This is a genomic window from Marinovum sp. (assembly GCF_048263515.1).
GTDB lineage: Bacteria > Pseudomonadota > Alphaproteobacteria > Rhodobacterales > Rhodobacteraceae > Marinovum.
On record NZ_JBLXEC010000004.1, the window covers coordinates 27,453 to 52,203 of the forward strand.

A 24,751-nucleotide genomic window follows, 5' to 3' on the forward strand; every position below is an offset into this window, starting at 1 on the left:
CACTATTCATGCACCTCAAGGGGCTGGCGGCGCTTGGGCTGGTTCTTTTTCTTGCTGGCTGCGCCGCTCTGAACAAACCGTTGAACCTCGCCTTGACGGAAGGGCGCAACGCGCCTTTCGCGGGTCCCGTGGTGCCGGACGCCGGCGAGACCTATATCGGTCTGGCGTTCTCTGGCGGCGGCATGCGGGCCTCGGCCTTTGCCCATGGCGTGCTCGAGGAACTGCGCGCGCTGTCGCGCTCTGACAGGGCGCCCTTCGGCATGTTGTCGGACGTGCGGCTGGTCACCGGGGTTTCCGGCGGCTCGGTCACCGCGGCGCATTTCGGGCTTTATGGCCCGGCCTCGATCGAGGGCTACCGCGAACGCTATCTGATCACCGATGCCGAACGCTATATGGCGAATTCCCCGGTCAACCCGGTGGCGATCCTGCGCGGCCTGTCAGGCGGCGCCAACGGGCGCGAGACCTTCGGTCGCTATCTCGACGAGGTGCTGTTCAAGGGCGCGACCTTTGGCGATCTGGCGAAACGCTCGCAGATCACCACATGGATCAACGCCACCGACATCGCCAACAAGGTGACCTTCCTGTTCAGCCCCGAGACCTTCGATGCGCTGTGTTCGGACCTCGACAGTTTCCCGATCTCCGAGGCGGTGGCGGCCTCGGCGGCTTTTCCGCTGGTGTTCTCGCCCATCGTGCTCGAGGCGCATGCCGGCAGCTGCGGCTACAGCGAGCCCGATTGGCTGACCGCCGCGCGCCACAACCCCGAGGCGACGGCGGCGATGATCGCCCATGCCGAGGCGCTGGAGAGCTATGCCGGCGGCGGTGACGTCAAGTATCTCAAGCTGCTCGACGGCGGCATCACCGACAATTTCGGCACAACCGGCCTGGCGGTGGCGCGGGCGCGGGCCGAGACGCCTTATGCGCCGCTGACGCCCGAGCAGGCGGTGACGCTGAAACGCGCGCTTCTGCTGGTGGCAGATGCCGGGGTGCGGCGCGACCTGGCCTGGACCTCGCGGCTCAGGGGGCCTGGCGGGGTGCAGCTGGCGACCTCGATTGCCAATGCCTCGATGGGCGCGGCCTCGCGCACCGGCTATGACGCCATGCGCCTGCAGATCGCCAACTGGGAGCGGGACCTGGTGGAGTATCGCTGCGGTCTGGCCCTGTCGGAGGTGCGCAGGCTGCGTGGCAGCATCAGGGGTTGGGACTGTCGCGACATCAAGTTCTTTGTCGGCCAGGTCTCGTTCCGGGGGCTGCCAGACGCCATGCGCGACACGCTCGACGATATCCCGACGCGGCTGCGGCTCGAGACCGAGGAGGTCGACTTGGCGATCGAGGCCGGCCGGCTCTCGACCCGGCAGAACGCCCAGGTTCAGGGCTTCCTGCGCGCCGCCGGCTATGTCGAAACCGATCCGCTGCTGACCCGGCGCAGCACCGGACCCGCGCCCCGCCGCATCGCCCCGTTGCGGAGGGAATGACAAATGCGGTCAGGGGAGGGGGCAGATGTTGAAGCAAACCGGCGGAGCGGCAAGATGACAGTCATGACACGCCTCGCCTCTCTTTCCCTGCTGCTGCTTGCCAGCGCCGCCGCCCCGGCCAAAGCCGAGATCCGCGCGCTGCTGGTGGGGGTTGCGGATTACGAACACCTCGACGCCGACCTGCGCGGCCCGGCCAATGACGTCGGCCTGATGGCGCGGGCCTTGATGGCGCGGGGGGCGCAGGCCTCTGACATCACGGTACTGGCCGATGCCTCGGCCAAGCTGCCCGAGGGCGTGGTGAACGCCGGCGTGGCGACGCGGCAGGCGATCCTCGACGGGCTGGCGGCACTGGCCGAGGCCTCGGATGCCGAGACGCAGGCGGTGTTCTACTTCTCCGGCCACGGCAGCCAGATGCCCGACCTGAACGGCGACGAACAGGGCGGCTACGACGAGATCTTCCTGCCCGCCGACGCCAAGGGCTGGAGCGGCGCCAAGGGCACGGTCGAGAACGCCATCGTCGACGACGAGATGACCGCGCCGCTGCAGGCGATCCTCGACACCGGCGCTTCCCTAGTTGCGATGCTCGACGCCTGCCATTCCGAGACCGGCTTCCGCGCTTTGCCCGACAGCGCCGCCGCCCCGGTGGCGCGCTACATCGCCCCGGCGCTGCTGGCCTTGCCCGAGGACCTGCCAGTCGTCGCCGCCACCCCGGCCGCGCCGCCACTTCAGGGCGACTTCGTCTTCCTCTACGCGGCACAGCAGGACCAGCGGGCGTTCGAATATCCGGTCGGCGATGCCGAGGATCCGGCCAATTGGTACGGTGATTTTACCCGCTCGGTCGCCATGGCGCTCGAAAGCGGCGCGGCGCTGACCTGGGCCGACCTTTTGCAACAGGCGATGGCCGAGATGAACGCCAATGCACCCGCCACCCAGACCCCCGACGCCGAGGGCCCGCTACTGGAAACCGCGGTACTGGGCCAGTCCGAACCGCTGCCGCCGGTGATCCGCACCGAGGCCGGCACCTTGCAGTCCGGTGCACTGCAGGGCGTGCGCCCGGGCGCGGTCTACGAGATCGCCGAGAGCCCCGGCGGCGCGGCGCTGGCCGAGGCCAGCGTGACCCATGTTGCCCCGACGAGCGCGCGGTTGCAGAGCCTCAGCGCCCTGCCAGCGAAGGGCTATGCCAGGCTCAAGACCCCGGGCCAGCCGCAGGTGGTGCGCCTTGCCGGGCCGGTTCTGGGGGACGGCGCAGACTATACGGCTCTGCAGGCCGAGATTGATCGGCTCAAAGCCGCCAATGCGCCGGATGGCGTGATCTGGTCTGATGGGCCGGCCGATTACACGCTGGTCTTGCGCGATGGTGTTCTCGCGCTGGCGGGGCGCGACGGGCTGGTCGATGGTGCAGGCCCGGGCAGCACGCCGCGGGTGATGGCGCCCGGCGGGCTGCTCGACCTGCTCGACCGGGCGGTGCGGGTGTTCCAGGTGCGCTCGGCGACGCAGCAGGTCTCCTCCGGGCGGACCGGGCTGACGCTGGGTGGCTTCGGGCCGAAGTATGAGCTGAGCCATGTGCCGGTTACCGCGCAGGGTGATTGCGCTGCCGGCGAGGCACAGGACGAGCAACCGGTCAGCAAGACGGTGAGTGTCACCGACTGCGACCAGCTCTGGCTGACGATCTCCAACCCCTCGCGCACGGCGCGGGATGTCACCGTGCTCTATATCGACGCCGACAACCGGATCACCGCGATCTGGCCCGAGGCCGGGCTGTCGAACCGCGTGGGGTTCAACGAAACCGTCGAGGCCGGGCTGCTGATCCGCAATCCCGCGCCGCAGCGCCACGGACTCGAGGAGATCCTCGTCCTGGCGGTCCCGGCCGAGGACAATGCGCCGCGCACCGTGCTGACCGCGCTGGCCGATCCTGCCGCCAGCCGCGCCCTGCCTGCGGCGGCACCGGGGGCGGCGGCCTGGCTGATGCAGGCGACGCTGCCCGATGCGCCCAGCCGAAACCTTTCGCTGCCAGGGGCCATGTCGGCGCTGGAAGTGACCCGATTTTCCATCAAGCTGACGCCGGAGTGACCGGCCCGCCAGCGCTTTCCTTCACCTCAACGATTACTGTCAAATATAGGAATTACTGCCATGACTGACAAAACACCCCTTCTTTCCGCGGCCCTCGCCGGCCTGATCGCGCTGGGCGGTGCCGCCCTGGCGCAGGGCATGCCCGAAGGCGCAATGGCCGCCGACCCCAACAAGGCCAACCCGTTCAACTTTGCCCAGTCCGACGCCAAGGAGATAATGCTCAAGGAGCAGATGGCCGCGGCCGAGGCCTCTGGCGGCCGGGTGATCGGCGGCGAAGTGGCGGAGGATGGCGCATGGCCCTGGCAGGTGGCGCTGATGGTCGCCGGCCAGCCGACGATGCCGGATGCGCAGTTCTGCGGCGGCTCGATGGTGCTCGACACCTGGGTGCTGACGGCGGCGCATTGCATCTACATGGACGACGGCAACGGCAATTTCTTCCAGCTGCAGCCGGGGCAGTTCGACATCCTCGTCGGCACCAACACCCTGGCCGACGGCCAGGGCGAGCGGGTGCCGGTGGCGGGCGTCTTCCGCCATCCCGAGTATGACACGCGGCTTTTCGACAACGACATCGCGCTGATCAAGCTCGCCCATGCGCCCAGCGTCGCCTATCAGACGATCAACGTGCCCGACACCGACTTTGGCGAACAGCTCGACCAGCAGGGCATTCCGACCATCGTCACCGGCTGGGGGCTGGTGAACGGCGCCAAGCGCACCGAGGCGATGATGCAGGCCGAGATCCAGGTGATTAGCCGCGACGCCTGCAACAATGCGATGATGGAGGCCCGTGCCGGCTTTGCCGCGCCGCGGGTGATGGAGGCCGCCGGCGCCTTCCAACTCGATCAGCAGCAGACCGAGGAGGTCTGGTCCGAGATGCTGGCCCGTGCGCCGCTGCCGCTCTCGCCCAACATGATCTGCTCCGGCACCTTCGAGGGTGGCAAGACCTCGTGCCAGGGTGACAGCGGCGGTCCGCTGGTGGTGCCGCTGAATGACGGCAGCTACATCCAGGCCGGCGTGGTGAGCTGGGGGCTGGTGGGCAACGGTTCGACCACCTGCGCCGAGGATGCCTATTTCTCGGTCTACACCAAGGCGTCGAAGTTCGTGCCCTGGCTGAACCAGACCGTCAGCACCAACTGAGGGCGATGGCACGCCTGACCCAGACCCGCAGCCGGGCCGGCATTTCGCTGGCCCGGCTGTCTTGCGTGGCGGCGCTGCTGCTGACCACCAGCCTCTCGGCGCAAGAGGTCACCGGTCCGGCCGACAGCGCGCCGGCCCCCGGCCTGCCCACCGCCGAAGAGATCACCGCCGAGGTCGACGCCGGTCTGCGGCTCTTGCGTGACGGCGAGAGGGAGGCGGCGCTGGCCCGGCTCGAGGCGGTCAACGACATCACCTACGAAGAGGATTACCCCTCGGTTGTCGATCACTATCCTAACCTCGGGCTGTCCTATTACTACTACGAGACCGGCAACTGGCCCGAGGTGCTGCGGTTTTCCGCCTCGGTCGCCACCGGGCTGACCGCCGACGGCCTGCCCGATCACCCCCACCGCATCCAGGCCAGCATCCTGCAGGGCGCGGCGCTGGCCCGGATGTCGCGGCAGAGCGAGGCCGAGGTGCTGTTGCGCAATGGCGTGGCGGCGGCGCGGGGACGGGCCGATCTGGTGCAGGCCTACGGGCTCGCGCTCTACAACCTGTCGCTGCTGGTCACCGATCTGGGCCGCGAGGACGCCGGCGAGATCACCGACGAATTCCTCGACAACTGGAGCAGCGACTGGCCGATCCCGCTCGAACTGTCGCTGATCATCAACTACCGTGACATCGACCGCGACTATACCGACGACGACGACCTCGCCCGCGCCATCCGCCGTGCCCGCAACCTCGTCGCCGCCGCCGAGAGCGCCGAGGACGTCCCGTTGCGCCGGGTCGCGGGCTTTCGCGGCTACCTGGGCGTGCTGCTGGCGCAGGACGGCGATTTCGACACCGCGCTCGACCTGCTGCAGAAGGAATACGACTATTACCGCGAGGCGCAGATCACCGGCGGCGACCTGTCAAACTGCATCATCTACCTCGGGCTGGTCACCCGCTACGGTCGCTCCAGCGCCGAAGCCTACCAGTTCTTTGACGACGAGGTGCAGATCGCCCGGCAGAGCGGCACCCCGGCGCATGACATCGCGCGCTTCCTGCTGGAACAGGCCGCCGCCGCCGAGGCCATGGGCGAGACCGACGAGAGCCAGCGGCTCTACCGCGCCGCCTATGCCGAGGTGCGTTCGGTCGACCGGGCGAACCACTGGGCGGCACAGAAGGCGCGGTCGAAGATCGACCTCGACCATCCCGGCATGGCGGAGTTTGCCTTTGCCTCCGAACTGGGGGCGGTCGATGCGGTGCAATTCGAACTGACAGCTGACGGCGCCGACGTGCTGCGGCTGTTCTTCGAGGGCAATTACCTGCTGCTGGAACAGGTGCTCGCCCGCCACGCCGGGGCCGAGGGGCAGGGGGCGACGCTCTATCAGTTGAACAACGCGCTGTTTCTGGCACTGATGGGCCGGCATGACGCCGCCATTGCCGAACTGGCCACGGCCCGAGAGAGCACCCGGCGCAGCGGTGCCCTGCCACCCGGCGCGCCGATCTTCGACATTGTCGAGGTGATCGCCCGGGTCTGGGGCTCGGGCCATGCGCCCGAGGCGGCGCAGGACGCGCTGGCGCGTCTGGGCGCGCGGATGGAACGGCTGCAGGTGGCAGAGCGCAGCATCTACCGCGCGCTGCTGGCCTTCTACCACTTTCGCCGCGACGACATTGCGCAGATGCGGAGGGTGCTGACCGCCTGGTTCGAGGAGCATGATCCTGCGCGGCCCAGCACGCTCTGGGACATCTATGCCGCCACGGTGGTGATGGAGATGTCCTTCGGCAAGATGGAGGCCGAACTGAACGAGGCGCTGATGCAGCAGACGCTGCTGGCGCTCGAGGCCTATCCGACGCTGACGCTGTCGCGCGATTACCTGCGGGTGGTCAAGGTGATGAACTCGCGCACGGGTGTGTTCAGCGACGAGGCGCTGGTCGAGCTGGGCACCGTGGTCAGCAGCGTCGGCGCCATGGTGCCCGAGGGCCATTCGCTGCATTACGCCACCCAGTTCGCGCTGGCCAATGCCCACGGCTGGCGCGGCAATACCGAGGAGTCGCTCTACTGGCTGCGGCAGGCAGTGGCGACGATGCGCGCCTCGCGCTTTCACCGGGTCGACGAGGTGGCCTTTCTGCTGTCGCGGCAATCGGGGCTCTTGCTGGCGCTGAACCGGGTGAACGAGGCGCATTCGCTGTCGCAAGAGGCGCTGCGGCTGATCGATCCGCTGACCGCGCGGCCCAACCTGATCGGCGAGATCTACCAGAGCACGGCTCTGGCGCTCTGGTGGCGCAGCGACGATCCCGCCAAGGCGGTGGGCTTCATCGACGAGGTGCTGGGCGACCCGGCGATCCTGGCGCGGCTGGAGCCGCTCGACCGGGTGATCCTGTTGCGGCTGAAGGCCGATGCCCTTGCCAATTACGGCGAGCTGGACGAGGTGCTGGCGACGCTCGACGCCGCTGAGGCGCAGATCGGGCTGGACCCCGACATCGACTGGCGGCGCGAACGCTCGTTCAACCAGCAGACCCGGGCGATTGCCAATTACTGGAACGGTGCGCCGGGCGCGGGCTTTACTGCCATGGTCGAGAGCAATGACATCTACACCGCCTGGCTGGACGCGATCCGTCTGGCCGAAGGGGCGCAGGGCGTCGATCCCGGCGCCTATCGCGACCGCGCGGTCTGGGAGGCGATGATGGGCTGGGATTACGCCGAGACGCTGGTGGCGGAACAGCCTTGAGGACTACCGGTCGCGCCCGCCTTCACCCACCACCACGAAAGGTGCCCAGATCCGCGGATGGGCAAAACGGTCCTCGCTGCTGTCGGCAAGGATGTCGAGCGCCGAGCGCTGCAGCGCCTCGGCCCGGGTCAGCGGCGTGTCGGCATACATCCGGTCGAGCATGCCGGTGGTGAGCACCGAGGCGGCGTAATCGTCGACCGGCCAGTGCGACACCAGAATGGCGCGGGCGCCGGCATAGATGAAGGCGCGCGCAAGACCAGACAGGCCCTCGGCCCCCGGCGTGCCGTCTGATCCGGCGGTGTCGCAGGCCGAGAGGATCACCAGATCGGCGGAGAGTTTGAGCTGCGCCGCCTCTGACGCGGTAAGCAGGGCGTCGTCCTCGGCCGTGGGCGCCTCTGGCGGAGTAAAGACCAGCGCCGGCTCGGCCAGGCCCGGCAGCCCGTCGGCCAGCAGGCCGTGGGTGGCAAAGGCCACCACGTCGGCGCGGCTGAGATCGAGGGTCTTGACCGCCTGTTCGGTGGCGGCGCTGGCGAGATGCAGGTTTTCCTGCGGCGCGCCCATGGTGGCGGCCAGCCGCCGCAGCTCTCGTGCGGTGTTTGGCAGGGGGGCGAGATCGGCGACGCGGCGGACGTCTTCGTAGATGCCGCGGGTGACAATGCGGTCCTCCTCCGGCGCTTGCCCGCCGTCCTCGGCCGCCAACCGGTAGCCCAGCAGCGGATCGCCGAAGCCCACGAATGTCGGGCGCTGGGCGTCGCGCGGCGGCAGGGCGACCTGTCGAAGGGCGCGCAGGGCCGAGACATTGGGCAGGGTGGTCAGCGCATGCCGCTTGAGCAGCCAGGGCGTGTCGCGCAGCGCCTGCGGCGACGTGTCGGCGCCGTCCGGCGGGCGGGTGACCAGCACGGCGGGGGGCAGCGAGGTCAGCGGTCCGTCGAAGACCACCATCAGGTGGCGGGCGTCACCGATCACCGGCTCCAGCGGGGCCAGCGTGTGTTGGTAGATCAGATGCGCGGCGGCGCGGTCGAAGCTTGGAACGCGCGCCGCGCGGACTTCCTTGTTGAGCGAGATGCCGGCGCGGGTGTCTTCCTCGGCCCGCAGCTGCGCGCGCAACCCCTGCACCAGGCCGCGCACCTCGTCGATCGGCACCTCGACGCGGGTCCAGGCGCTGGCCGTGGGCGAGATGCCCCAGGTGTAGAGATAGCTGTCGACGGTCAGCGTCATGACCAGCGCCTCGCCATCGCGCAAAAGCGCCTGCACCTCGGGGATCGACAGCGGCGCCGGGTTGGTCAGTTCGCGGAACTCGGGGAAGTCGGCGGTCAGCCTGGCGTCGAGCGTGTCGAGGCGCAGGCGGTTTTCGGCGATCGCGCCCTGCAGGCGGGTGACCGACAGCTCGGCCTCGGCGCCGGGCTGGGCCGCGAATTGCGCCAGCTCGGCGCGCTGGGTCGCGATCATCCTGGAGATGTCCTGCTGTTCGCGCAGCAGCGCCTCGAGCCCGGCGGTGCCGGCGGCGATCCGGCCAGCGGCCTGGGCCAGCGCCTGACCCGCGGCCGAGGCCTGGGCGCGCTGGGCGGTGACAAAGACCCGGTCGCGAATCTCGGCCCGCGTCTGGGCATGAACGCCCGGCGTCAACACCGACCAGAGCATCATTGCGTAAAAAAATCGCCGGATCATGCAAAAACCTCCGTCCGCCGGGGACGCCCCCGACACGGGTATCAGTTTCCCATGGAATGCCGTGCAATCAAAGCCCGAGAAAGGTGACAAATCCAGTCGGTTAAGCGGCTAAGGGCTGAAAATCCCAAAGCATTCGCAATTCCCGGTGGGCATGTTACGCTGCCCCCAGCGAGAGGGAGGAGTCGGCGCGAATCGCAAATGGTTTAGTGTTAAACTATTTGCTATGCGCTGAGTGCATGAAGGTTATGCGCCTAGGTCACTACGGCGCGCCACCCTCTTGTGTTAGAGCCTCCCCCAATTGCGAGTAAGCCTGTTCGCAGGCCCTCAGCATCATAACCGCCCCCGTTGCGGACCGGTGTTGCAGGAAGTAGTTTAAGGCTAAACATTAGCGCGAGACTTCGCGCCAAGAGGGAAGAGGATATATGACTGACCAGACCTCCGACATCGATCCGATTGAATCCCAGGAATGGCAGGATGCCGTCCAGGATGTGATCGAACGCGACGGTGCCAACCGGGCGCATTTTCTGCTCGACAAGGCCGTGCAACAGGCCCGCGCCGCGGGTGCCACGCTTCCGTTCAGCGCCACGACGCCGTACCAGAACACCATCCCGGTGGACGATCAGTACGAATTTCCCGGCGATCTCGACATGGAATGGCGCATCCGCACCATCAACCGCTGGAACGCCATGGCCACGGTCGTCCGTCGCAACAAGGTCAGCAGCGAATACGGCGGTCACATCGCGTCGTTCGCCTCTTCCGCGGCGATGTATGACATCGGTCTGAACCACTTCTGGCGTTCGAAATCGGCGATCCACGGCGGCGATCTGGTGTTCTTCCAGGGGCACGTGATCCCCGGCATCTACGCCCGGTCCTTCATGGAAGGCCGGATCACCGAAGAGCAGCTGGAAAACTTCCGCTCCGAGGTCGACGGCAACGGTCTGTCATCCTACCCGCACCCCTGGCTGATGCCGGATTACTGGCAGTTCCCGACCGTCTCGATGGGCCTTGGCCCGCTGATGGCGATCTACCAGGCGCGGTTCATGAAATACATGCACAACCGTGGCCATATCGACATGGCCGACCGCAAGGTCTGGTGCTTCCTCGGCGACGGCGAGATGGACGAGCCGGAAAGCCGTGGCGCGATCGACCTCGCGGCCCGGGAAAAGCTCGACAACCTGATCTTCGTGGTGAACTGCAACCTGCAGCGTCTCGACGGCCCGGTGCGCGGCAACGGCAAGATCGTTCAGGAACTCGAAGGCGGCTTCCGCGGTGCTGGCTGGAACGTAATCAAGCTGCTCTGGGGCAAGGGCTGGGACGACCTGCTGGAGCGTGACACCTCCGGCAAGCTGCGCCAGCTGATGGAAGAAACCGTCGACGGCGACTACCAGACCTTCAAGTCAAAAGACGGCGCCTATATCCGCGAGCACTTCTTCGGCAAGTACCCCGAGACCGCGGCGCTGGTCGAAGACTGGACCGACGATCAGATCTGGGCCCTGCGCCGCGGCGGCCACGATCCGCAGAAGGTCTACACCGCCTTCAAGAAGGCGACCGAGACCAAGGATCAGCCGACTTGCCTGCTGGTCAAGACCGTCAAGGGTCATGGCATGGGCACCGCTGGCGAAGGCCAGAACACCACCCACCAGCAGAAGAAGATGAACGAGGAACAGCTGCGTGCCTTCCGCGATCGCTTCAAGATCCCGGTGTCGGACGAAGACGTGGCCAAGGCGCCCTTCGTGGCGCTGAACAACTCGCAAAAGGCCTATCTGGCCGACCGGCGCAAGGCGCTGGGGGGCGAGTTCCCCAAGCGGTTCACCGATGCGCCCTCGCTCGAAATCCCCGGTCTCGAGGCCTTCAAGGGCCAGCTCGAAGGCACCGGCGAGCGCGAGATTTCCACCACCATGGCCTTTGTCCGCATTCTGACCACGCTGCTGCGTGACAAGAAGATCGGCAAATACGTGGTGCCGATCGTGCCGGACGAAAGCCGCACCTTCGGGATGGAAGGGCTGTTCCGCTCAGTGGGCATCTACAACCCGCTGGGTCAGAAATACACGCCGCAAGACCGCGATCAGATGTCCTATTACAAGGAATCCGAAAGCGGCCAGGTGCTTCAGGAAGGCATCAACGAAGCGGGCGCCATGGCCGACTGGATCGCGGCGGCAACGTCGTATTCCAACCACGGCGTGCCGATGATCCCGTTCTTCATCTACTACTCGATGTTCGGGTTCCAGCGGATCGGCGATCTGGCCTGGGCGGCCGGCGACAGCCGGGCGCGTGGCTTCATGCTGGGCGGCACCGCAGGGCGCACCACGCTCAACGGCGAGGGCCTGCAGCACGAGGACGGTCACAGCCACATCCTCGCCTCGACCATCCCGAACTGCATCAGCTACGACCCGACCTTCCAGCACGAGGTCGCGGTGATCGTGCACCACGGTCTCAAGCGGATGTATGTCGATCAGGAAGACGTCTACTTCTACCTGACCCTGATGAACGAGAACTACAGCCACCCCGACATGCCGATGGGCGTCGAGGAGGACATCATCAAGGGCCTCTACCGCTTCTCCAAAGCCGAGAAACCGGGCAAGAAGCACGTCAACCTGATGGGCTCGGGCACCATTCTGGTGCAGGCGATCAAGGCAGCGGAACTGCTGAAGGACGACTTCGGCGTCACCTCCGACATCTGGTCGGCCCCCAGCTTCAACGAGCTGGCCCGCGACATGCAGGACTGCCTGCGCTGGAACCGGCTGAACCCGCTGGCCGACGAAAAGGTCCCCTTCGTGACCGAGCAGCTGAGCAAGGCACAAGGTCCGATCATCGTCGCCACCGACTACATGAAGAACTACGCAGAGCAAATCCGCGCGGCGGTGCCGAACCGCTTCACGGTGCTGGGCACGGATGGCTTCGGCCGCTCCGACAGCCGGGTCAACCTGCGCCGCTTCTTCGAGGTGGATGCCAATCACATCGCCGCCGCCGCGATGGTCGACCTGCACCGCGAAGGCGTGGTCAGCAAGGCCGAGCTGGAGAAGGCTCTCAAGAAATACGAAATCGACGGCGACAAGCCGAACCCGCGTCTGGTGTAAGCGGGAAGGAGGAACAGTATCATGGCAATTGAAGTAACCGTCCCCGACATCGGCGATTTTACCGATGTCCCCGTCGTTTCGATCCTGGTTGCGGTGGGTGACACCGTGGCCGAGGAAGACCCGCTGATGGAGCTGGAGAGCGACAAGGCAACGATGGAAGTGCCGTCGCCCGCCGCTGGCAAGGTCAAGGAGATCAAGGTCGCCGAAGGCGACAAGGTTTCCGAAGGCACGCTGATCGTCGTGCTCGAAGGCGAGGCCGGCGGTGCCGGTGACGCGCCCAAGGAAGCGCCCAAGGCCGAAGCGCCGAAGTCCGAGGCGCCTGCCGCCGGTGCCGTGCCCGCGCAATCCACCGCGCCGGCCCCAGCAGTGACCGATGCCGGTTTCGGCAAGGCGCATGCCTCGCCGTCGGTGCGCGCCTTTGCCCGCCAGCTGGATATCGACCTGGCCAAGATCAACGGCTCGGGCCGCAAGGGCCGCATCCTGCGCGAAGACGTGACCAAGTACCTGAAGTCCTCGTCGGCGCCGGTTGCGGCGGCCTCGGGTGGCGCTCAGGGCGGCATGGGCATTCCGCCGATCCCGGTTGTGGACTTCTCGAAGTTCGGACCCGTCGAAGACGTGGAAATGCCGCGGATCAAGAAGATCTCGGGTCCTGCGCTGCACCGGTCGTGGCTGAACATCCCGCATGTCACCCATAACGACGAGGCCGACATCACCGAGCTCGACAAGTACCGCAAGGAGATGGACACCCACGCCAAGGAAAACGGCTATCGCGTCACGCTGCTGTCCTTTGTCATCAAGGCGTCGGTCTCGGCGCTCAAGCAGCACTGGGAGTTCAACTCGTCGATCCATCCCGATGGCGACAAGCTGATCAAGAAGGACTTCTACAACATTGGCTTTGCGGCGGACACGCCCAACGGGCTGATGGTGCCGGTGATCAAGGACGCCGACCGCAAGGGTCTGGTCGACATCTCGAAAGAGCTGATGGAGCTGTCCAAGGCGGCACGCGAAGGCAACCTGAAGTCCAAGGACATGCAGGGCGCAACCTTCACCATCTCGTCGCTGGGCGGCATCGGTGGCACCTCCTTCACCCCGATCGTCAATGCGCCGGAAGTGGCGATCCTGGGCCTGACCCGGTCCAAGATGGCCCCGGTCTGGAACGGCGAAGAGTTCAAGCCGCGCCTGATGCAGCCGCTGTCGCTGTCGTATGACCACCGTGCCGTCGATGGCGCGCTTGCCGCACGGTTCACCGTGACGCTCAAGACGCTGCTCGGCGATATGCGCAAGTTGATGTGGTAAGGAGAGAGAACCATGGACGTCAAAGTACCCGATATCGGTGATTTCTCCGAAGTTCCCGTGGTGTCGATCCTGGTCGCGGTGGGGGACACCGTGGCCGAAGAAGACCCGTTGATCGAACTGGAATCCGACAAGGCCACGATGGAAGTGCCCAGCCCAGCGGCTGGCACCGTCAAGGAGATCAAGGTCGCCGAGGGCGACAAGGTCTCCGAAGGCACCGTCATCATCGTTCTCGAAGGCGCCGATGCCGGCACCTCCGAGGAGGCGCCGAAAGCGGCCGACGCGGCCCCGGTCGAAGCGCCGAAATCCGTCGCGGCCACCGGCACCGCCAGTGGCAAGGGCGACATTCATGCCGAAGTGGTGGTTCTGGGCTCCGGCCCCGGCGGCTACACGGCGGCGTTCCGCGCCGCCGACCTCGGCAAGAAGGTCGTGCTGATCGAGAAGTATCCCTCGCTCGGCGGTGTCTGCCTCAACGTCGGCTGCATCCCGTCAAAGGCGCTGCTGCACGTCGCCAAGGTGATCACCGAGGCTGAAGAGATGTCCGCGCACGGCGTGTCCTTCTCCAAGCCGAAGATCGATCTCGACGGGCTGCGCGCCTTCAAGGATCAGGTTGTCGGTCAGCTGACCGGCGGTCTGAAGGGTCTGTCCAAAGGCCGCAAGGTCGAGGTGGTGCAAGGCTATGGCAAGTTCACCGGCCCCAACATGATCGAGGTCGAGGGGGACGACGGCAAGAAGACCGTGAGCTTTGATCAATGCATCATCGCCGCCGGCTCCGAGCCCGTAAGCCTGCCCTTCATTCCGCATGACGACCCGCGGGTGATCGACTCGACCGGCGCGCTTGAGCTCAAGGACATCCCCAAGCGGATGCTTGTTCTCGGTGGTGGCATCATCGGTCTGGAAATGGCCTGCGTCTACGACGCCCTAGGTTCCAAGATCACCGTGGTCGAGCTGATGGATCAGATCATCCCCGGCGCCGACAAGGACATCGTCAAGCCGCTGCACAAGCGGATCGAGGGCCGCTACGAGGCGATCAAGCTGAAGACCAAGGTCACCGCGGTCGAGGCCGAGAAAAAGGGCCTCAAGGTCACCTTCGAGGACGACAAGGGCGAGATCACCACCGATACCTTCGACAAGATCCTCGTTGCCGTGGGCCGCAAGCCCAACGGCAAGCTGATCGATGCCGAGAAGGCCGGTGTCTCGGTCGATGACCGCGGCTTCATCGCCGTCGACGGCCAGCAGCGCACCGGCGTGAACCACATCTTCGCCATCGGCGACGTGGTCGGCCAGCCGATGCTCGCCCACAAGGCGGTGCACGAGGGCAAGGTGGCGGCAGAGGTCTGCGCCGGTCAGAAGCGCTTCTTCGACGCGCGTCTGATCCCCTCGGTAGCCTATACCGACCCGGAAGTGGCCTGGGCCGGCATCACCGAGACCGAGGCCAAGGCCAAGGGCATCACCTACGAGAAGGGGGTCTTCCCTTGGGCGGCCTCTGGCAAGGCGCTGTCGAACGGCCGGTCGGAAGGCATGACCAAGCTGCTGTTCGATCCGGAAGACGACCGGATCATCGGCGGGCTGATCGTCGGCACCAACGCCGGCGACCTGATTGCCGAGGTGGCGCTGGCGATCGAGATGGGCGCGGATGCGGTCGATCTCGGTCACACCATCCACCCGCACCCGACGCTGTCGGAGACGGTGAACTTTGCCGCCGAGATGTTCGAAGGCACGATCACCGACCTGATGCCGCCGAAGAAGAAAAAGAAACACTGAGGGTGTTTCTGGAGTGAGAAGGACCGGGGGAGACCCCCGGTCTTTTTTTCGTTTGGAGATGGTGGTTGATCTATGCACCCTGCGCGGAATCAAGGCCGCAGGCCGCCGCGCATCGCCGGCGCGCCCCCACGCGCTGGCGATTTGGCCGGCCTGGGCGCGTCGCACGTTCTGAGTTCGGGGTGACTGGGATAAAGTGCTGCAGAATTGGTGTAGGTTCGCCACCGCGCGCGCCGGCAATGCGCTGCTTTCGCCAAAGTCTCCGAAGGCCGCCCAGATACGAAAAGGACCGGGCAGGGCGCCCGGTCCTTTTTCCATCACCTGCCTCGGACCTGATCCGGCGCCTCCGCGTCGCACATGAGGTCCCGGATCAAGTCCGGGACGGCGACATACCTGGCCTCAGGCCACGTTTTCCAGCCGCGCCTTCGGCGTCACGCCGAGCGCAAAGCAGACGTCTCGCGTCAGCTCCGGCCGATTGAGCGTATAGAAATGCAGCGCATCCACGCCTTCGCCCACCAGGGTATCGCACATCTCGGCGCAAAGCGCGGTGGCCAGCAGGTCCTCGCGCTCGTCGCGGATCGCCTTGTCGAAGGCATCCTCGAGCCAGGCCGGAACCGGCGTGCCGCAGCGCTTGGCGAAATTGCGCACGCCTTTCCAGTTCTCGATCGGCAGGATGCCCGGCACGATCGGCGCGGTGATTCCGGCGGCAGCACAGCGGTCGCGGAAGCGCAGGAAGGTCTCGGCTTCGAAGAAGAACTGGGTCAGTGCCTCATCGGCGCCGGCATCGAGCTTGCGCTTGAGCCAGTCGATATCGGCCTGCTCGTCCGCCGCCTCGGGGTGCTTGTCGGGATAGGCACCGACGCGGACGGTGAAATCGCCGCTCTGCTTGAGCGCCGAGATCAGTTCACAGCTGTCGGCGAACCCCTCGGCATGGGGCACGAAACGGTCGGCGCCCTTCGGCGGATCACCGCGAAGCGCCACGATGTCGCTTACCCCGGCCTTGGCGAAGTCCTGAGCAATGCCAAGGGTTTCTTCGCGGCTGGCATCGACGCAGGTCAGATGCGCGGCGACCTTGAGGCCCGAGGATTTGTGCAGCGTCGCCACCGCGTCGCGGGTCAGCTCGCGGGTGGTGCCACCGGCGCCATAGGTCACCGAGACAAAGCGCGGCTCGAGCGGCGCCAGAACCTGAACCGTGTCCCAGAGCCGGAAAGATGCCTCGAGATCACGCGGCGGGAAGAATTCGAACGAAACGGCGGGAGCACTCATGGGTCACGATTCCTGTCTAAGTTTCCTCCTTGTCGCAAATGCGGACATGTGAGACAAACTCATAAATCTCATCACCATTATGAGCCGCATATGCATATCGAGTTTCGCCACCTGCGCACGATCAAGGCCATCCACGAGGCCGGCGGCCTGGCGCGGGCGGCGGATCAGCTCAACATCACGCAGTCGGCGCTGAGCCACCAGATCAAGGGTCTGGAGGATCAGGCCGGGGTCGAGCTTTTCGTTCGCCGGTCGAAACCGATGAAGCTCTCGGCGGCGGGCATGCGGCTGTTACGCGCGGCCGAACGCATCCTGCCCGAGATCGAGAAGCTGCAGGACGAATTCACCGGTCTGCGCGACGGCAAGTCCGGCCGGTTGCACATCGCCATCGAATGCCACGCCTGTTTCGAATGGCTGTTTCCGGTGCTCGAGGCGTTTCGCAAATCCTGGCCGGACGTCGATGTCGACATCCGACCCGGCCTGGCTTTCGACGCGCTGCCGGCGCTGCAGAAAGAAGAGGTCGACCTGGTGGTGTCCTCCGATCCGGAGAACCTCGCGCACGTCGAATTCTCGGAACTCTTTGACTATGCGCCGGTTTTTGTCGCCTCGAAGGACCATCCCCTGGCCGCCAAACCCTATGTCGACGCCGAGGATTTCCGCGGCCAGACGCTGATCACCTACCCGGTGGAGCGCACGCGGCTCGACGTCTTCAGCCAACTGCTGATCCCGGCGCGGGTCGAGCCGGCGGCGGTGCGTCAGGCCGAGCTGACGGCGGTGATCCTGCTGCTGGTGGCCTCGAACCGCGGCATCGCGGTGCTGCCTGATTGGGTGGTGCGCGAGGTGAAGTACAATTCCGACTACATCACCCGGCCGCTGACCGAAACGGGGCTGACCCGCACGCTTTATGCCGCGACCCGGGCCGAGGACGTGGCCAAGCCCTACATGCAGGACCTGATCGCGCTCGCCCGGTCAGAGGCGGCACGGTTGCAGGCGGCCTGAGCCGAGGCGGCCCGGCACCGGGCCAAGGAGGCGCTCCTCAAGCCCGGTCGGGCTTTCCTCGTTCTGTTAAAGGATCAAACCAGTTTGAGATCGGCCGCCATCTGGCGCCCGTCGCGGCCGTCTTCCAGCGCGTATTCCACCTTCTGATTGTCCGCCAGCCCGGTCAATCCGGACCGCTGCACTGCTGAAATGTGAACGAATACGTCCTTGCCGCCTTCGCTCGGTTCGATGAATCCATATCCTTTTGTGGTATTGAACCACTTCACGGTGCCCGTCGGCATGTCCGCGTCTCCTTCAACTTTGCCTTGCCGGAAACAATGGTTTTCCGGGTCTTGTGCGCCACCGCCGCCGGTTCGGTGTCCGGTACGGGTTGGCCCGCCCCGGTCACCGGAGTGTCGAAGGTCACGTAGGGTCAAGGATTGCACGACAATGTAAAAAATCAAGAACAAGCACTGGCCCCGGCGGCCCCCGGTGATAATTTGCGGAAAAATCCCGGAGGCAGAGATGCAGCTTTATGGTCTGAAAACCTGTGACACCTGCCGCAAGGCGCTGAAAGCCTTGCCAAATGCGCAATTCGTCGATGTCCGCGCCGAGGGCTTGCCGCCAGAGGTGCTGCGCCGGGCGATTGCACAGTTTGGTGAAAAATTGGTCAACGCCCGCTCGACCACCTGGCGTGGTCTCAGCGAAACCCAGCGCGCCGAGGCCCCGGAAGCGCTGCTTCAGGCCCATCCGACGCTGATGAAACGGCCGCTGATCGCGACCGATGCGGCGATGTACCTGGGCTGGACCGACGAGACACAGGCGGCGCTGGCGGGGTAGGGGGAAATCCTCCGGCGAATTCCCCGGCTTGGAACTGCGCCGCTGATTGCCTACCTGAAAAGCACGCAACCAAAGGAGCCCGCATGCGCAATGCAGCATCGACCCTCGGCGTGATTGGCGGCATCATTGCCATGATCGTCGGCTTTTTCAGCTACGGCTACACCGAGATGGTCGGCCGCTATGGCGAGATCGAGGGGCTGGCCCACCAGCTGACCAATGTCGAGCTGATCCGCGCCGCCGCCGTCCTGTCGCCCCTGCTGGCGATTGCCGGTGGTGCCATGTCGAAATCGCGGGCGCTCTGGGGTGGGGTGCTGCTGCTTCTGGCCTGCGGGCTGATGTATGTGGCCTATGGCTTCAACGTCGGCACCATGTTCCCCATCGCCTTTACCGGTCTTGGCGGTCTGCTGGCGCTGCTGGCCGGCAAGCCTGATGAACCCAAGGCGCATTTCTGAGCGATGACAGCGGTCACCCCCCGGATCGGTGCTCTGGCCGTGGTGATCGAGGCCGGGCAGGTGTTGCTGGTGCGCCGCGCGCCGCCCAAGCCCGACGCCGGGCTCTGGGGGTTTCCCGGCGGCCATGTCGAGGCTGGCGAGACCGTGCATGCCGCTGCCGCCCGCGAACTGCTGGAAGAGACCTGCCTCAGCGCCACCCCGGTCGAGACGCTGACCCATCTCGACCTGATCCGTCATGACGACAATGGCGCGCTGCTGTTTCACTACCTGCTGATCGCCGTGCGTTGCACCGCGCCCGAGGGCACGCTCACCGCCTGCGACGATGCCGCCGAGGCAGCCTGGCACCCGGTCGACGACGTGCTGTCTGGCGCCCTGCCGCTGTCGCGAGACGTGGATACCGTGCTGCGCCGGGCGCTGGAGCCTTGAGCGATGTGCGTGCTTTCGCCGATGGCGCAGCCGGGGGCTGGAGACGCGGGCGGGAATGCACTACCTCACCCGGCAACGAAGGAGAACTGACATGCGTCTTGCACTTGTGACCTGCCTCGCGCTGCTGCCCACCACCACCCTGGCCGCCAACCCCGATTGCGCCATCATGGGCGGCATCGTCGACAGGATCGTCGCCGAACGGGTCGAAGGCACCGAGATGATGGCCGCGATGGAAGCGGTCGCCGCCGAGTACACCGGCGATCAGGAACGGTTCGTCGGCACCATCCCGCATCTCACCGACTGGGTGTACAACGGGTTGCCCAAGGAGCATCTGACCGCCGAGGCCGGGCAGGCTTTCGCCACCCAGTGCGCGGCACAGTAACCGGGCGGACTCGACTCTTGGCGCGGCAGCGCCAATATAAGACCCCATGAGCCTGCCCCCCGGATTCCTCGACGAACTGCGCACCCGCCTGTCGCTTGTCGACGTGGTGGGCCGCAAGGTCATGTGGGATCCCCGCAAGAGCAATCAGGGCAAGGGCGACATGTGGGCGCCTTGCCCCTTTCATCACGAAAAAAGCGCGTCTTTTCACGTGGATGACCGCAAGGGCTTCTACTACTGCTTTGGCTGTCACGCCAAGGGCGACGCGATCTCCTTTGTCCGCGAGACCGAGAATGTCGGCTTCATGGACGCGGTCGAGATCCTTGCAGGCGAAGCCGGCCTGCCGATGCCGGCGCGTGACCCGCAGGCCCAGCAGAAGGCTGACCGCCGCACCATCCTGAGCGAGGTGATGGAACAGGCGGTGCAGTTCTTCCGCCTGCAGCTGCGCACCGGCGCCGCGGCCGAGGCGCGGAGCTATCTGAAACGCCGCGGGCTGGCACCTGAAACGCTCGAACGCTTCGAGATCGGTTTTGCGCCCGACACCTGGCAGGGGCTCTGGGACCATCTGCGCGCCAAGAACGTGGCCGAGGACCTGATCCTCGCTGCCGGGTTGGCCCGACCCAGCCAGAAGGGCGGGCGGCCCTATGACACCTTTCGCGGCCGCATCATCTTTCCGATCCGCGATGCTCGGGGCCGGGCGATTGCCTTCGGCGGCCGGGCGATGGACCCGAACGACAACGCCAAGTACCTGAATTCGCCGGAAACCGAGCTCTTTGACAAGAGCCGCAACCTCTACAACCTCGGCCCCGCGCGCGAGGCCTGTGGCAAGGGCCAGCCGCTGGTGGTGGCCGAGGGCTACATGGACGTGATCGCCCTGGTCGAGGGCGGCTTTGCCGCTTCGGTCGCGCCGCTGGGCACTGCGGTGACCGAAGAGCAGCTGCGGTTGATGTGGCGCATGTCCGACGAGCCGATCATCGCGCTCGACGGCGACACCGCCGGCCTGCGCGCCGCGCACCGGGTGATCGACCTTGCTCTGCCGCTGCTCGAAGCCGGGAAATCCTTGCGCTTTGCGCTGATGCCGGAGGGGCAGGACCCCGACGACCTGTTGCGGGCCAAGGGTGCCGCGGCGGTGCAGGCGCTGCTCGACCAGGCGCTGCCGATGGTGCAACTGCTCTGGCGGCGCGAGACGGAAGGCCGCGTGCTCGACAGCCCAGAGCGCAAGGCGGCGCTCGACAAAGCGCTGCGCGAAAAGATCACCCTGATCAAGGACCCCTCGATCCGCAGCCACTATGGCCAGGAAATCAAGGAGTTGCGCTGGGAGCTGTTCAGCGCCGGTCGGCGCCGTGGCGGCGGTCAACAGGGCAAGCAGAACCGCCCGCCGTGGAAACCCGGCCAGAAACGCTGGCAGGTGCCGGAACCGCCGCGCCCCGGCACCAAGGCGTCGCTGCTGGCCGCGGCCGACGAGGCAGCCTTTGCCGCCATGCGCGAGGCGGTGATCCTGGCGGCGGCGATCCGCACGCCTCAGGTAGTGCCGCTCTTTGAACATGCGCTGGAAAATCTCAACTGCGTCACCCCCGAACATGTCCGGCTGCGCGACCTGATCCTGCGCCACGCGGACAAGGGGGCCGAGCGGCTCTGCGAAGAAATCGAGATGGCCCTGGGGCCGGACGGACTTGAAAATCTGCTCGCCATGCGCCATGTGGCAATCATCCCGTGCATCCGCAAACCCGGCGATCTCGATCTGGCCCGCATGACCCTGGCAGAGGAATTCGCAAAACTGACGGCGCATCACGGGTTGCAGGCCGAGATCGAAGAGGCCGCCGAAGACCTGAGCCAGATCGCCGACGAAGCGGTGACATGGCGGCTGGGACAGGCGGCCGAGGCGCGCAATCGCGCCGCCTCGGGCTCGCAGGAGGACAACACGGAATATGACACCGGACCCAATGGCGCGCGAATCAATCGAGACGAACGCAACAAGCTGGACGCCCTTCTGGACCGGATCGCACATGCCAAACCCCGTAAATAACGCGGTTTGGTGAGGAAATTGTAGATAATTCGGCGTAGAACGCTGCACGAATCGCTCAGATTCGGTAATGATTCGTCCGAGCGAATCACTCGCGCCGCAAACAGGAGCCCCGCATGGCCGCCAAAGACACCGACGATCAGAAGACCGACGCCTCAGAAGACGTGTCTCTGGACATGAGCCAGGCCGCGGTCAAGAAGATGATCGGCGAAGCGCGCGAGCGTGGATATATCACCTACGACCAGCTCAATTCCGTGCTGCCGCCGGATCAGGTTTCCTCGGACCAGATCGAAGACGTGATGTCGATGCTGTCGGAAATGGGCATCCAGGTCACCGAAGATGACGAGGACGCCGAGGAAGACGACAACAAGGGTGCGACCGATCTGGTCGAGACCCGCAAGCCCGGCGAAGTTGCGCTGTCGTCCGGCAGTGCGGAAAAGCTCGACCGCACCGATGACCCGGTGCGCATGTACCTGCGCGAGATGGGATCGGTCGAGCTGCTGAGCCGCGAGGGCGAGATCGCCATCGCCAAGCGGATCGAGGCCGGCCGCAATACGATGATCGCCGGGCTCTGCGAAAGCCCGCTGACCTTCCAGGCGATCACCATCTGGCGTGACGAACTTCTGTCCGAAGACATTCTGCTGCGCGACGTGATCGACCTCGAGACCACCTTCTCGGGCCAGCTCGACGAAGAGGGCGGGGTGGGCGAACCGGTGGTCGAGGCCGCCAATGTCGCCACCGCGCCCAAGAAAGAATCCGGCCCCGAGTACGACGCCGACGGCAACCCGATTGCCAAGGATGACGACGAGGACGAGGACGAGCAGGCCAACATGTCGCTGGCCGCGATGGAAACCGCGCTAAAGCCGCAGGTTCTCGAAACGCTCGACCGGATCGCCGACGATTACTCGCGCCTGTCGGAAATGCAGGACAGCCGGATCTCGGCCACGCTGAACGAGGATGGCACCTTCTCCGAAGCCGAAGAGGCGACCTATCAGAAGCTGCGCTCCGAGATCGTCGAACTGGTGAACGAACTTCACCTGCACAACAACCGGATCGAGGCGCTGATCGACCAGCTCTACGGCATCAACCGCCGGATCATGGCGATCGACAGTTCCATCGTGAAGCTGGCCGACCAGGCGCGGATCAACCGCCGCGAATTCGTCGAGGCCTATCGCGGCTACGAGCTCGACCCGTCGTGGCTTGAGCGGATGGCCGAAAAGCCCGGCCGCGGCTGGCAGATGTTCATCGAGCGCTCGGCTGACAAGGTCGAGGAATACCGCAACGAGATGGCGCAGGTCGGGCAATACGTCGGACTCGACATCCCCGAGTTCCGTCGCATCGTCGGCCAGGTCCAGAAGGGCGAGAAAGAGGCGCGTCAGGCTAAGAAGGAGATGGTCGAGGCCAACCTTCGCCTGGTGATCTCGATTGCCAAGAAGTACACGAACCGCGGGCTGCAATTCCTTGATCTCATTCAGGAAGGCAACATCGGCCTGATGAAGGCCGTCGACAAGTTCGAATATCGCCGCGGCTACAAGTTCTCGACCTATGCGACATGGTGGATCCGTCAGGCGATCACCCGCTCGATCGCCGACCAGGCGCGCACCATCCGTATCCCGGTGCACATGATCGAGACGATCAACAAGCTGGTGCGCACCGGCCGCCAGATGCTGCACGAGATCGGCCGCGAGCCGACGCCCGAAGAACTGGCCGAGAAGCTGCAGATGCCGCTCGAGAAGGTCCGCAAGGTGATGAAGATCGCCAAGGAACCGATCTCGCTCGAAACGCCGATTGGCGACGAGGAAGATTCGCAGCTCGGCGATTTCATCGAGGACAAGAACGCCGTCCTGCCGCTGGATTCGGCCATTCAGGAGAACCTGAAGGAAACGACGACGCGGGTTCTGTCGTCGCTGACCCCGCGCGAAGAGCGGGTGCTGCGCATGCGTTTCGGTATCGGGATGAACACCGACCACACGCTCGAAGAAGTGGGCCAGCAGTTCTCGGTCACCCGCGAGCGGATCCGTCAGATCGAAGCGAAGGCGCTGCGCAAGCTCAAGCACCCGTCGCGGAGCCGCAAGCTGCGGTCGTTCCTGGATCAGTGAGGTTTGCGCCGGGCGTTTGTCGCCCGGCGTTTTTTTTGGCTTTAAGGCCGGAGCCTGCGCGGAATCAAGGCCGCAGGCCGCCGCGCATCGTCATGCCAGAGGCATGCCTCCGGCATGACGCGCCCCCACGCGGCGGCGATTTGGCTGACGCAAGCGCCTCGATCGGACGTCTTCCGGACTTGGCGAGGATAAAGCGCTGCCGAACTGCGGTAGGATCGCCACCGCGCGCGCCGGCAATGCGCGGCTTGTAAAATTTGAACGAGCGGGAACGCCAGATATAGCGCCCGCCAAGCCCTTCATTCACACATCTACCCGACCCCCACCAATATTTTCCCACTCCCGCGGAACCAACCACCCCCGGCAGCGTTCACCTTTCGAACACCGAAGGAGACTGCCATGATCCGCCTCATCCCCACCGCCATCGCTGCCAGCGTCGCTGCCGCCGGAGTTTTTGCTGCCACGGATGCGCAATGGGACGACAGCGCACCCTTGGTGCTCGAGGTGGAAGTCGCGGCCAAGGATCTGGCCCGCTGCGAACAGACCCTGAGGGACCTTGCGGCGCAGCCGGTGGTGACCGACGGCGGCCACTCCGGCTTCTTCGCCAATACCTCCGATCTGCCGACAGTGGTCTGCGTCGTCCTCTGACCGACGACAGACACCCAGCAAACCGCAGGCCGCCCTCGTTGGCGGCCTTTTTGCATGAATGACACCAGCCTGGCGCATTCCGCATCAAATCCGCTTGGTGTAATGTGACCGCAACGCAAGGCGGGGGAGCCACCCGCCCACCACACGATGGGGGAAACCTGATGTCACTTCTCAAGAAACTCTTCGGCGGCGGCAGCGCGTCCAAACCGGCAAAGGACGAGGCGCAGCCCGAGGAACACAACGGGTTCCTGATCTACCCCGCGCCGGTCAAACAGACCGGCGGCTACCGCATCGGCGCGCGAATCGAGAAAGAGATCGACGGCAGCCTGAAAACCCACGAGCTCATCCGCGCCGATATCGTCTCGGACCCACAAGAGGCCGAGCGCATGTCGTTGCTCAAGGCGCGTCAGGTGATCGACGAACAGGGCGAGCGGCTCTTCGGCTGAGCCCCCGTCTTGAG

At 65.6% G+C, this 24,751-nt stretch carries 19 protein-coding genes; 16 read left to right on the plus strand and 3 right to left on the minus strand.

Annotation, left to right across the window (positions count from 1 at the left end):
• The first annotated feature begins 8 nt into the window (after window positions 1–8).
• The 4 genes from ACN0SE_RS05525 to ACN0SE_RS05540 are packed head-to-tail and all read left to right on the plus strand — an operon-like array spanning window position 9 to window position 7,387.
• Window positions 9–1,472 carry a patatin-like phospholipase family protein gene (locus tag ACN0SE_RS05525; protein WP_417523501.1) on the plus strand — a complete coding sequence of 488 codons (1,464 nt, stop codon included), beginning with the start codon at window positions 9–11 and terminating at the stop codon, window positions 1,470–1,472.
• A 54-nt stretch (window positions 1,473–1,526) separates the two neighbouring features.
• On the plus strand, window positions 1,527–3,542 hold the full coding sequence (locus ACN0SE_RS05530) for a caspase family protein (protein ID WP_417523502.1): 2,016 nt from the start codon (window positions 1,527–1,529) through the stop codon (window positions 3,540–3,542).
• A 60-nt stretch (window positions 3,543–3,602) separates the two neighbouring features.
• Window positions 3,603–4,676, plus strand: a complete 1,074-nt coding sequence (locus tag ACN0SE_RS05535) for a serine protease (RefSeq protein ID WP_417523503.1) — start codon at window positions 3,603–3,605, stop codon at window positions 4,674–4,676.
• A 5-nt stretch (window positions 4,677–4,681) separates the two neighbouring features.
• On the plus strand, window positions 4,682–7,387 hold the full coding sequence (locus ACN0SE_RS05540; protein ID WP_417523504.1) for a hypothetical protein: 2,706 nt from the start codon (window positions 4,682–4,684) through the stop codon (window positions 7,385–7,387).
• Window positions 7,388–7,390: 3 nt separating this feature from the next.
• Here the strand turns inward: ACN0SE_RS05540 and ACN0SE_RS05545 are convergent, their stop codons facing one another.
• The gene (locus ACN0SE_RS05545; protein WP_417523505.1) at window positions 7,391–9,055 is read right to left on the minus strand and encodes a CHAT domain-containing protein; all 1,665 of its coding nucleotides are present in this window, start codon (window positions 9,053–9,055) and stop codon (window positions 7,391–7,393) included.
• Window positions 9,056–9,477: 422 nt separating this feature from the next.
• Here ACN0SE_RS05545 and aceE point away from each other — a divergent pair, with 422 nt between their 5' ends.
• Genes aceE through lpdA form a run of 3 tightly spaced genes read left to right on the plus strand, consistent with a single transcriptional unit; the run spans window position 9,478 to window position 15,189 of the window.
• Window positions 9,478–12,132, plus strand: coding sequence for a pyruvate dehydrogenase (acetyl-transferring), homodimeric type (gene aceE, locus ACN0SE_RS05550; protein ID WP_417523506.1), 2,655 nt, complete (start codon window positions 9,478–9,480; stop codon window positions 12,130–12,132).
• A 21-nt stretch (window positions 12,133–12,153) separates the two neighbouring features.
• Complete coding sequence (gene aceF, locus ACN0SE_RS05555) at window positions 12,154–13,428, plus strand: dihydrolipoyllysine-residue acetyltransferase (RefSeq protein ID WP_417523507.1); 1,275 nt, start codon at window positions 12,154–12,156, stop codon at window positions 13,426–13,428.
• Window positions 13,429–13,440: 12 nt separating this feature from the next.
• A complete protein-coding gene (gene lpdA, locus ACN0SE_RS05560) occupies window positions 13,441–15,189 on the plus strand; it encodes a dihydrolipoyl dehydrogenase (RefSeq protein ID WP_417523508.1) in 1,749 nt (582 codons plus the stop codon).
• A gap of 396 nt (window positions 15,190–15,585) precedes the next feature.
• Here the strand turns inward: lpdA and metF are convergent, their stop codons facing one another.
• Complete coding sequence (metF, locus tag ACN0SE_RS05565; protein WP_417523509.1) at window positions 15,586–16,452, minus strand: methylenetetrahydrofolate reductase [NAD(P)H]; 867 nt, start codon at window positions 16,450–16,452, stop codon at window positions 15,586–15,588.
• Window positions 16,453–16,542: 90 nt separating this feature from the next.
• On the opposite strand from metF, the gene ACN0SE_RS05570 reads away from it, so the two are divergent.
• Window positions 16,543–17,448 carry a LysR family transcriptional regulator gene (locus ACN0SE_RS05570; protein WP_417523510.1) on the plus strand — a complete coding sequence of 302 codons (906 nt, stop codon included), beginning with the start codon at window positions 16,543–16,545 and terminating at the stop codon, window positions 17,446–17,448.
• 74 nt (window positions 17,449–17,522) lie between these two features.
• Here the strand turns inward: ACN0SE_RS05570 and ACN0SE_RS05575 are convergent, their stop codons facing one another.
• Complete coding sequence (locus tag ACN0SE_RS05575) at window positions 17,523–17,729, minus strand: cold-shock protein (RefSeq protein WP_048530545.1); 207 nt, start codon at window positions 17,727–17,729, stop codon at window positions 17,523–17,525.
• 223 nt (window positions 17,730–17,952) lie between these two features.
• Between ACN0SE_RS05575 and ACN0SE_RS05580 the strand changes: the two genes are divergently transcribed.
• The 8 genes from ACN0SE_RS05580 to ACN0SE_RS05615 all read left to right on the plus strand — a co-directional run bounded on the left by ACN0SE_RS05580 (window position 17,953) and on the right by ACN0SE_RS05615 (window position 24,737).
• On the plus strand, window positions 17,953–18,267 hold the full coding sequence (locus ACN0SE_RS05580; RefSeq protein WP_417523511.1) for an ArsC/Spx/MgsR family protein: 315 nt from the start codon (window positions 17,953–17,955) through the stop codon (window positions 18,265–18,267).
• 83 nt (window positions 18,268–18,350) lie between these two features.
• Window positions 18,351–18,719, plus strand: a complete 369-nt coding sequence (locus ACN0SE_RS05585; RefSeq protein WP_417523512.1) for a hypothetical protein — start codon at window positions 18,351–18,353, stop codon at window positions 18,717–18,719.
• Window positions 18,720–18,722: 3 nt separating this feature from the next.
• On the plus strand, window positions 18,723–19,145 hold the full coding sequence (locus ACN0SE_RS05590; RefSeq protein ID WP_417523513.1) for an NUDIX hydrolase: 423 nt from the start codon (window positions 18,723–18,725) through the stop codon (window positions 19,143–19,145).
• Window positions 19,146–19,236: 91 nt separating this feature from the next.
• Complete coding sequence (locus ACN0SE_RS05595; protein WP_417523514.1) at window positions 19,237–19,527, plus strand: hypothetical protein; 291 nt, start codon at window positions 19,237–19,239, stop codon at window positions 19,525–19,527.
• A gap of 46 nt (window positions 19,528–19,573) precedes the next feature.
• Window positions 19,574–21,550, plus strand: a complete 1,977-nt coding sequence (gene dnaG / locus ACN0SE_RS05600) for a DNA primase (protein WP_417523515.1) — start codon at window positions 19,574–19,576, stop codon at window positions 21,548–21,550.
• A gap of 113 nt (window positions 21,551–21,663) precedes the next feature.
• On the plus strand, window positions 21,664–23,646 hold the full coding sequence (rpoD, locus tag ACN0SE_RS05605) for an RNA polymerase sigma factor RpoD (protein WP_417523516.1): 1,983 nt from the start codon (window positions 21,664–21,666) through the stop codon (window positions 23,644–23,646).
• A 396-nt stretch (window positions 23,647–24,042) separates the two neighbouring features.
• Window positions 24,043–24,291 carry a hypothetical protein gene (locus ACN0SE_RS05610; RefSeq protein WP_417523517.1) on the plus strand — a complete coding sequence of 83 codons (249 nt, stop codon included), beginning with the start codon at window positions 24,043–24,045 and terminating at the stop codon, window positions 24,289–24,291.
• Between the two features lie 161 nt (window positions 24,292–24,452).
• On the plus strand, window positions 24,453–24,737 hold the full coding sequence (locus ACN0SE_RS05615) for an HlyU family transcriptional regulator (protein WP_417523518.1): 285 nt from the start codon (window positions 24,453–24,455) through the stop codon (window positions 24,735–24,737).
• The last annotated feature ends 14 nt before the right edge of the window (window positions 24,738–24,751 follow it).

What these genes read in the sequence shown, in the direction of transcription:
- ACN0SE_RS05525 (WP_417523501.1), top strand. Translation starts at nt 9, where the DNA reads ATGCACCTCAAGGGGCTGGCGGCGCTTGGGCTGGTTCTTTTTCTTGCT.
- ACN0SE_RS05530 (WP_417523502.1), top strand. Translation starts at nt 1,527, where the DNA reads ATGACAGTCATGACACGCCTCGCCTCTCTTTCCCTGCTGCTGCTTGCC.
- ACN0SE_RS05535 (WP_417523503.1), top strand. Translation starts at nt 3,603, where the DNA reads ATGACTGACAAAACACCCCTTCTTTCCGCGGCCCTCGCCGGCCTGATC.
- ACN0SE_RS05540 (WP_417523504.1), top strand. Translation starts at nt 4,682, where the DNA reads ATGGCACGCCTGACCCAGACCCGCAGCCGGGCCGGCATTTCGCTGGCC.
- ACN0SE_RS05545 (WP_417523505.1), bottom strand. Translation starts at nt 9,055, where the DNA reads ATGATCCGGCGATTTTTTTACGCAATGATGCTCTGGTCGGTGTTGACG.
- aceE (WP_417523506.1), top strand. Translation starts at nt 9,478, where the DNA reads ATGACTGACCAGACCTCCGACATCGATCCGATTGAATCCCAGGAATGG.
- aceF (WP_417523507.1), top strand. Translation starts at nt 12,154, where the DNA reads ATGGCAATTGAAGTAACCGTCCCCGACATCGGCGATTTTACCGATGTC.
- lpdA (WP_417523508.1), top strand. Translation starts at nt 13,441, where the DNA reads ATGGACGTCAAAGTACCCGATATCGGTGATTTCTCCGAAGTTCCCGTG.
- metF (WP_417523509.1), bottom strand. Translation starts at nt 16,452, where the DNA reads ATGAGTGCTCCCGCCGTTTCGTTCGAATTCTTCCCGCCGCGTGATCTC.
- ACN0SE_RS05570 (WP_417523510.1), top strand. Translation starts at nt 16,543, where the DNA reads ATGCATATCGAGTTTCGCCACCTGCGCACGATCAAGGCCATCCACGAG.
- ACN0SE_RS05575 (WP_048530545.1), bottom strand. Translation starts at nt 17,729, where the DNA reads ATGCCGACGGGCACCGTGAAGTGGTTCAATACCACAAAAGGATATGGA.
- ACN0SE_RS05580 (WP_417523511.1), top strand. Translation starts at nt 17,953, where the DNA reads ATGCAGCTTTATGGTCTGAAAACCTGTGACACCTGCCGCAAGGCGCTG.
- ACN0SE_RS05585 (WP_417523512.1), top strand. Translation starts at nt 18,351, where the DNA reads ATGCGCAATGCAGCATCGACCCTCGGCGTGATTGGCGGCATCATTGCC.
- ACN0SE_RS05590 (WP_417523513.1), top strand. Translation starts at nt 18,723, where the DNA reads ATGACAGCGGTCACCCCCCGGATCGGTGCTCTGGCCGTGGTGATCGAG.
- ACN0SE_RS05595 (WP_417523514.1), top strand. Translation starts at nt 19,237, where the DNA reads ATGCGTCTTGCACTTGTGACCTGCCTCGCGCTGCTGCCCACCACCACC.
- dnaG (WP_417523515.1), top strand. Translation starts at nt 19,574, where the DNA reads ATGAGCCTGCCCCCCGGATTCCTCGACGAACTGCGCACCCGCCTGTCG.
- rpoD (WP_417523516.1), top strand. Translation starts at nt 21,664, where the DNA reads ATGGCCGCCAAAGACACCGACGATCAGAAGACCGACGCCTCAGAAGAC.
- ACN0SE_RS05610 (WP_417523517.1), top strand. Translation starts at nt 24,043, where the DNA reads ATGATCCGCCTCATCCCCACCGCCATCGCTGCCAGCGTCGCTGCCGCC.
- ACN0SE_RS05615 (WP_417523518.1), top strand. Translation starts at nt 24,453, where the DNA reads ATGTCACTTCTCAAGAAACTCTTCGGCGGCGGCAGCGCGTCCAAACCG.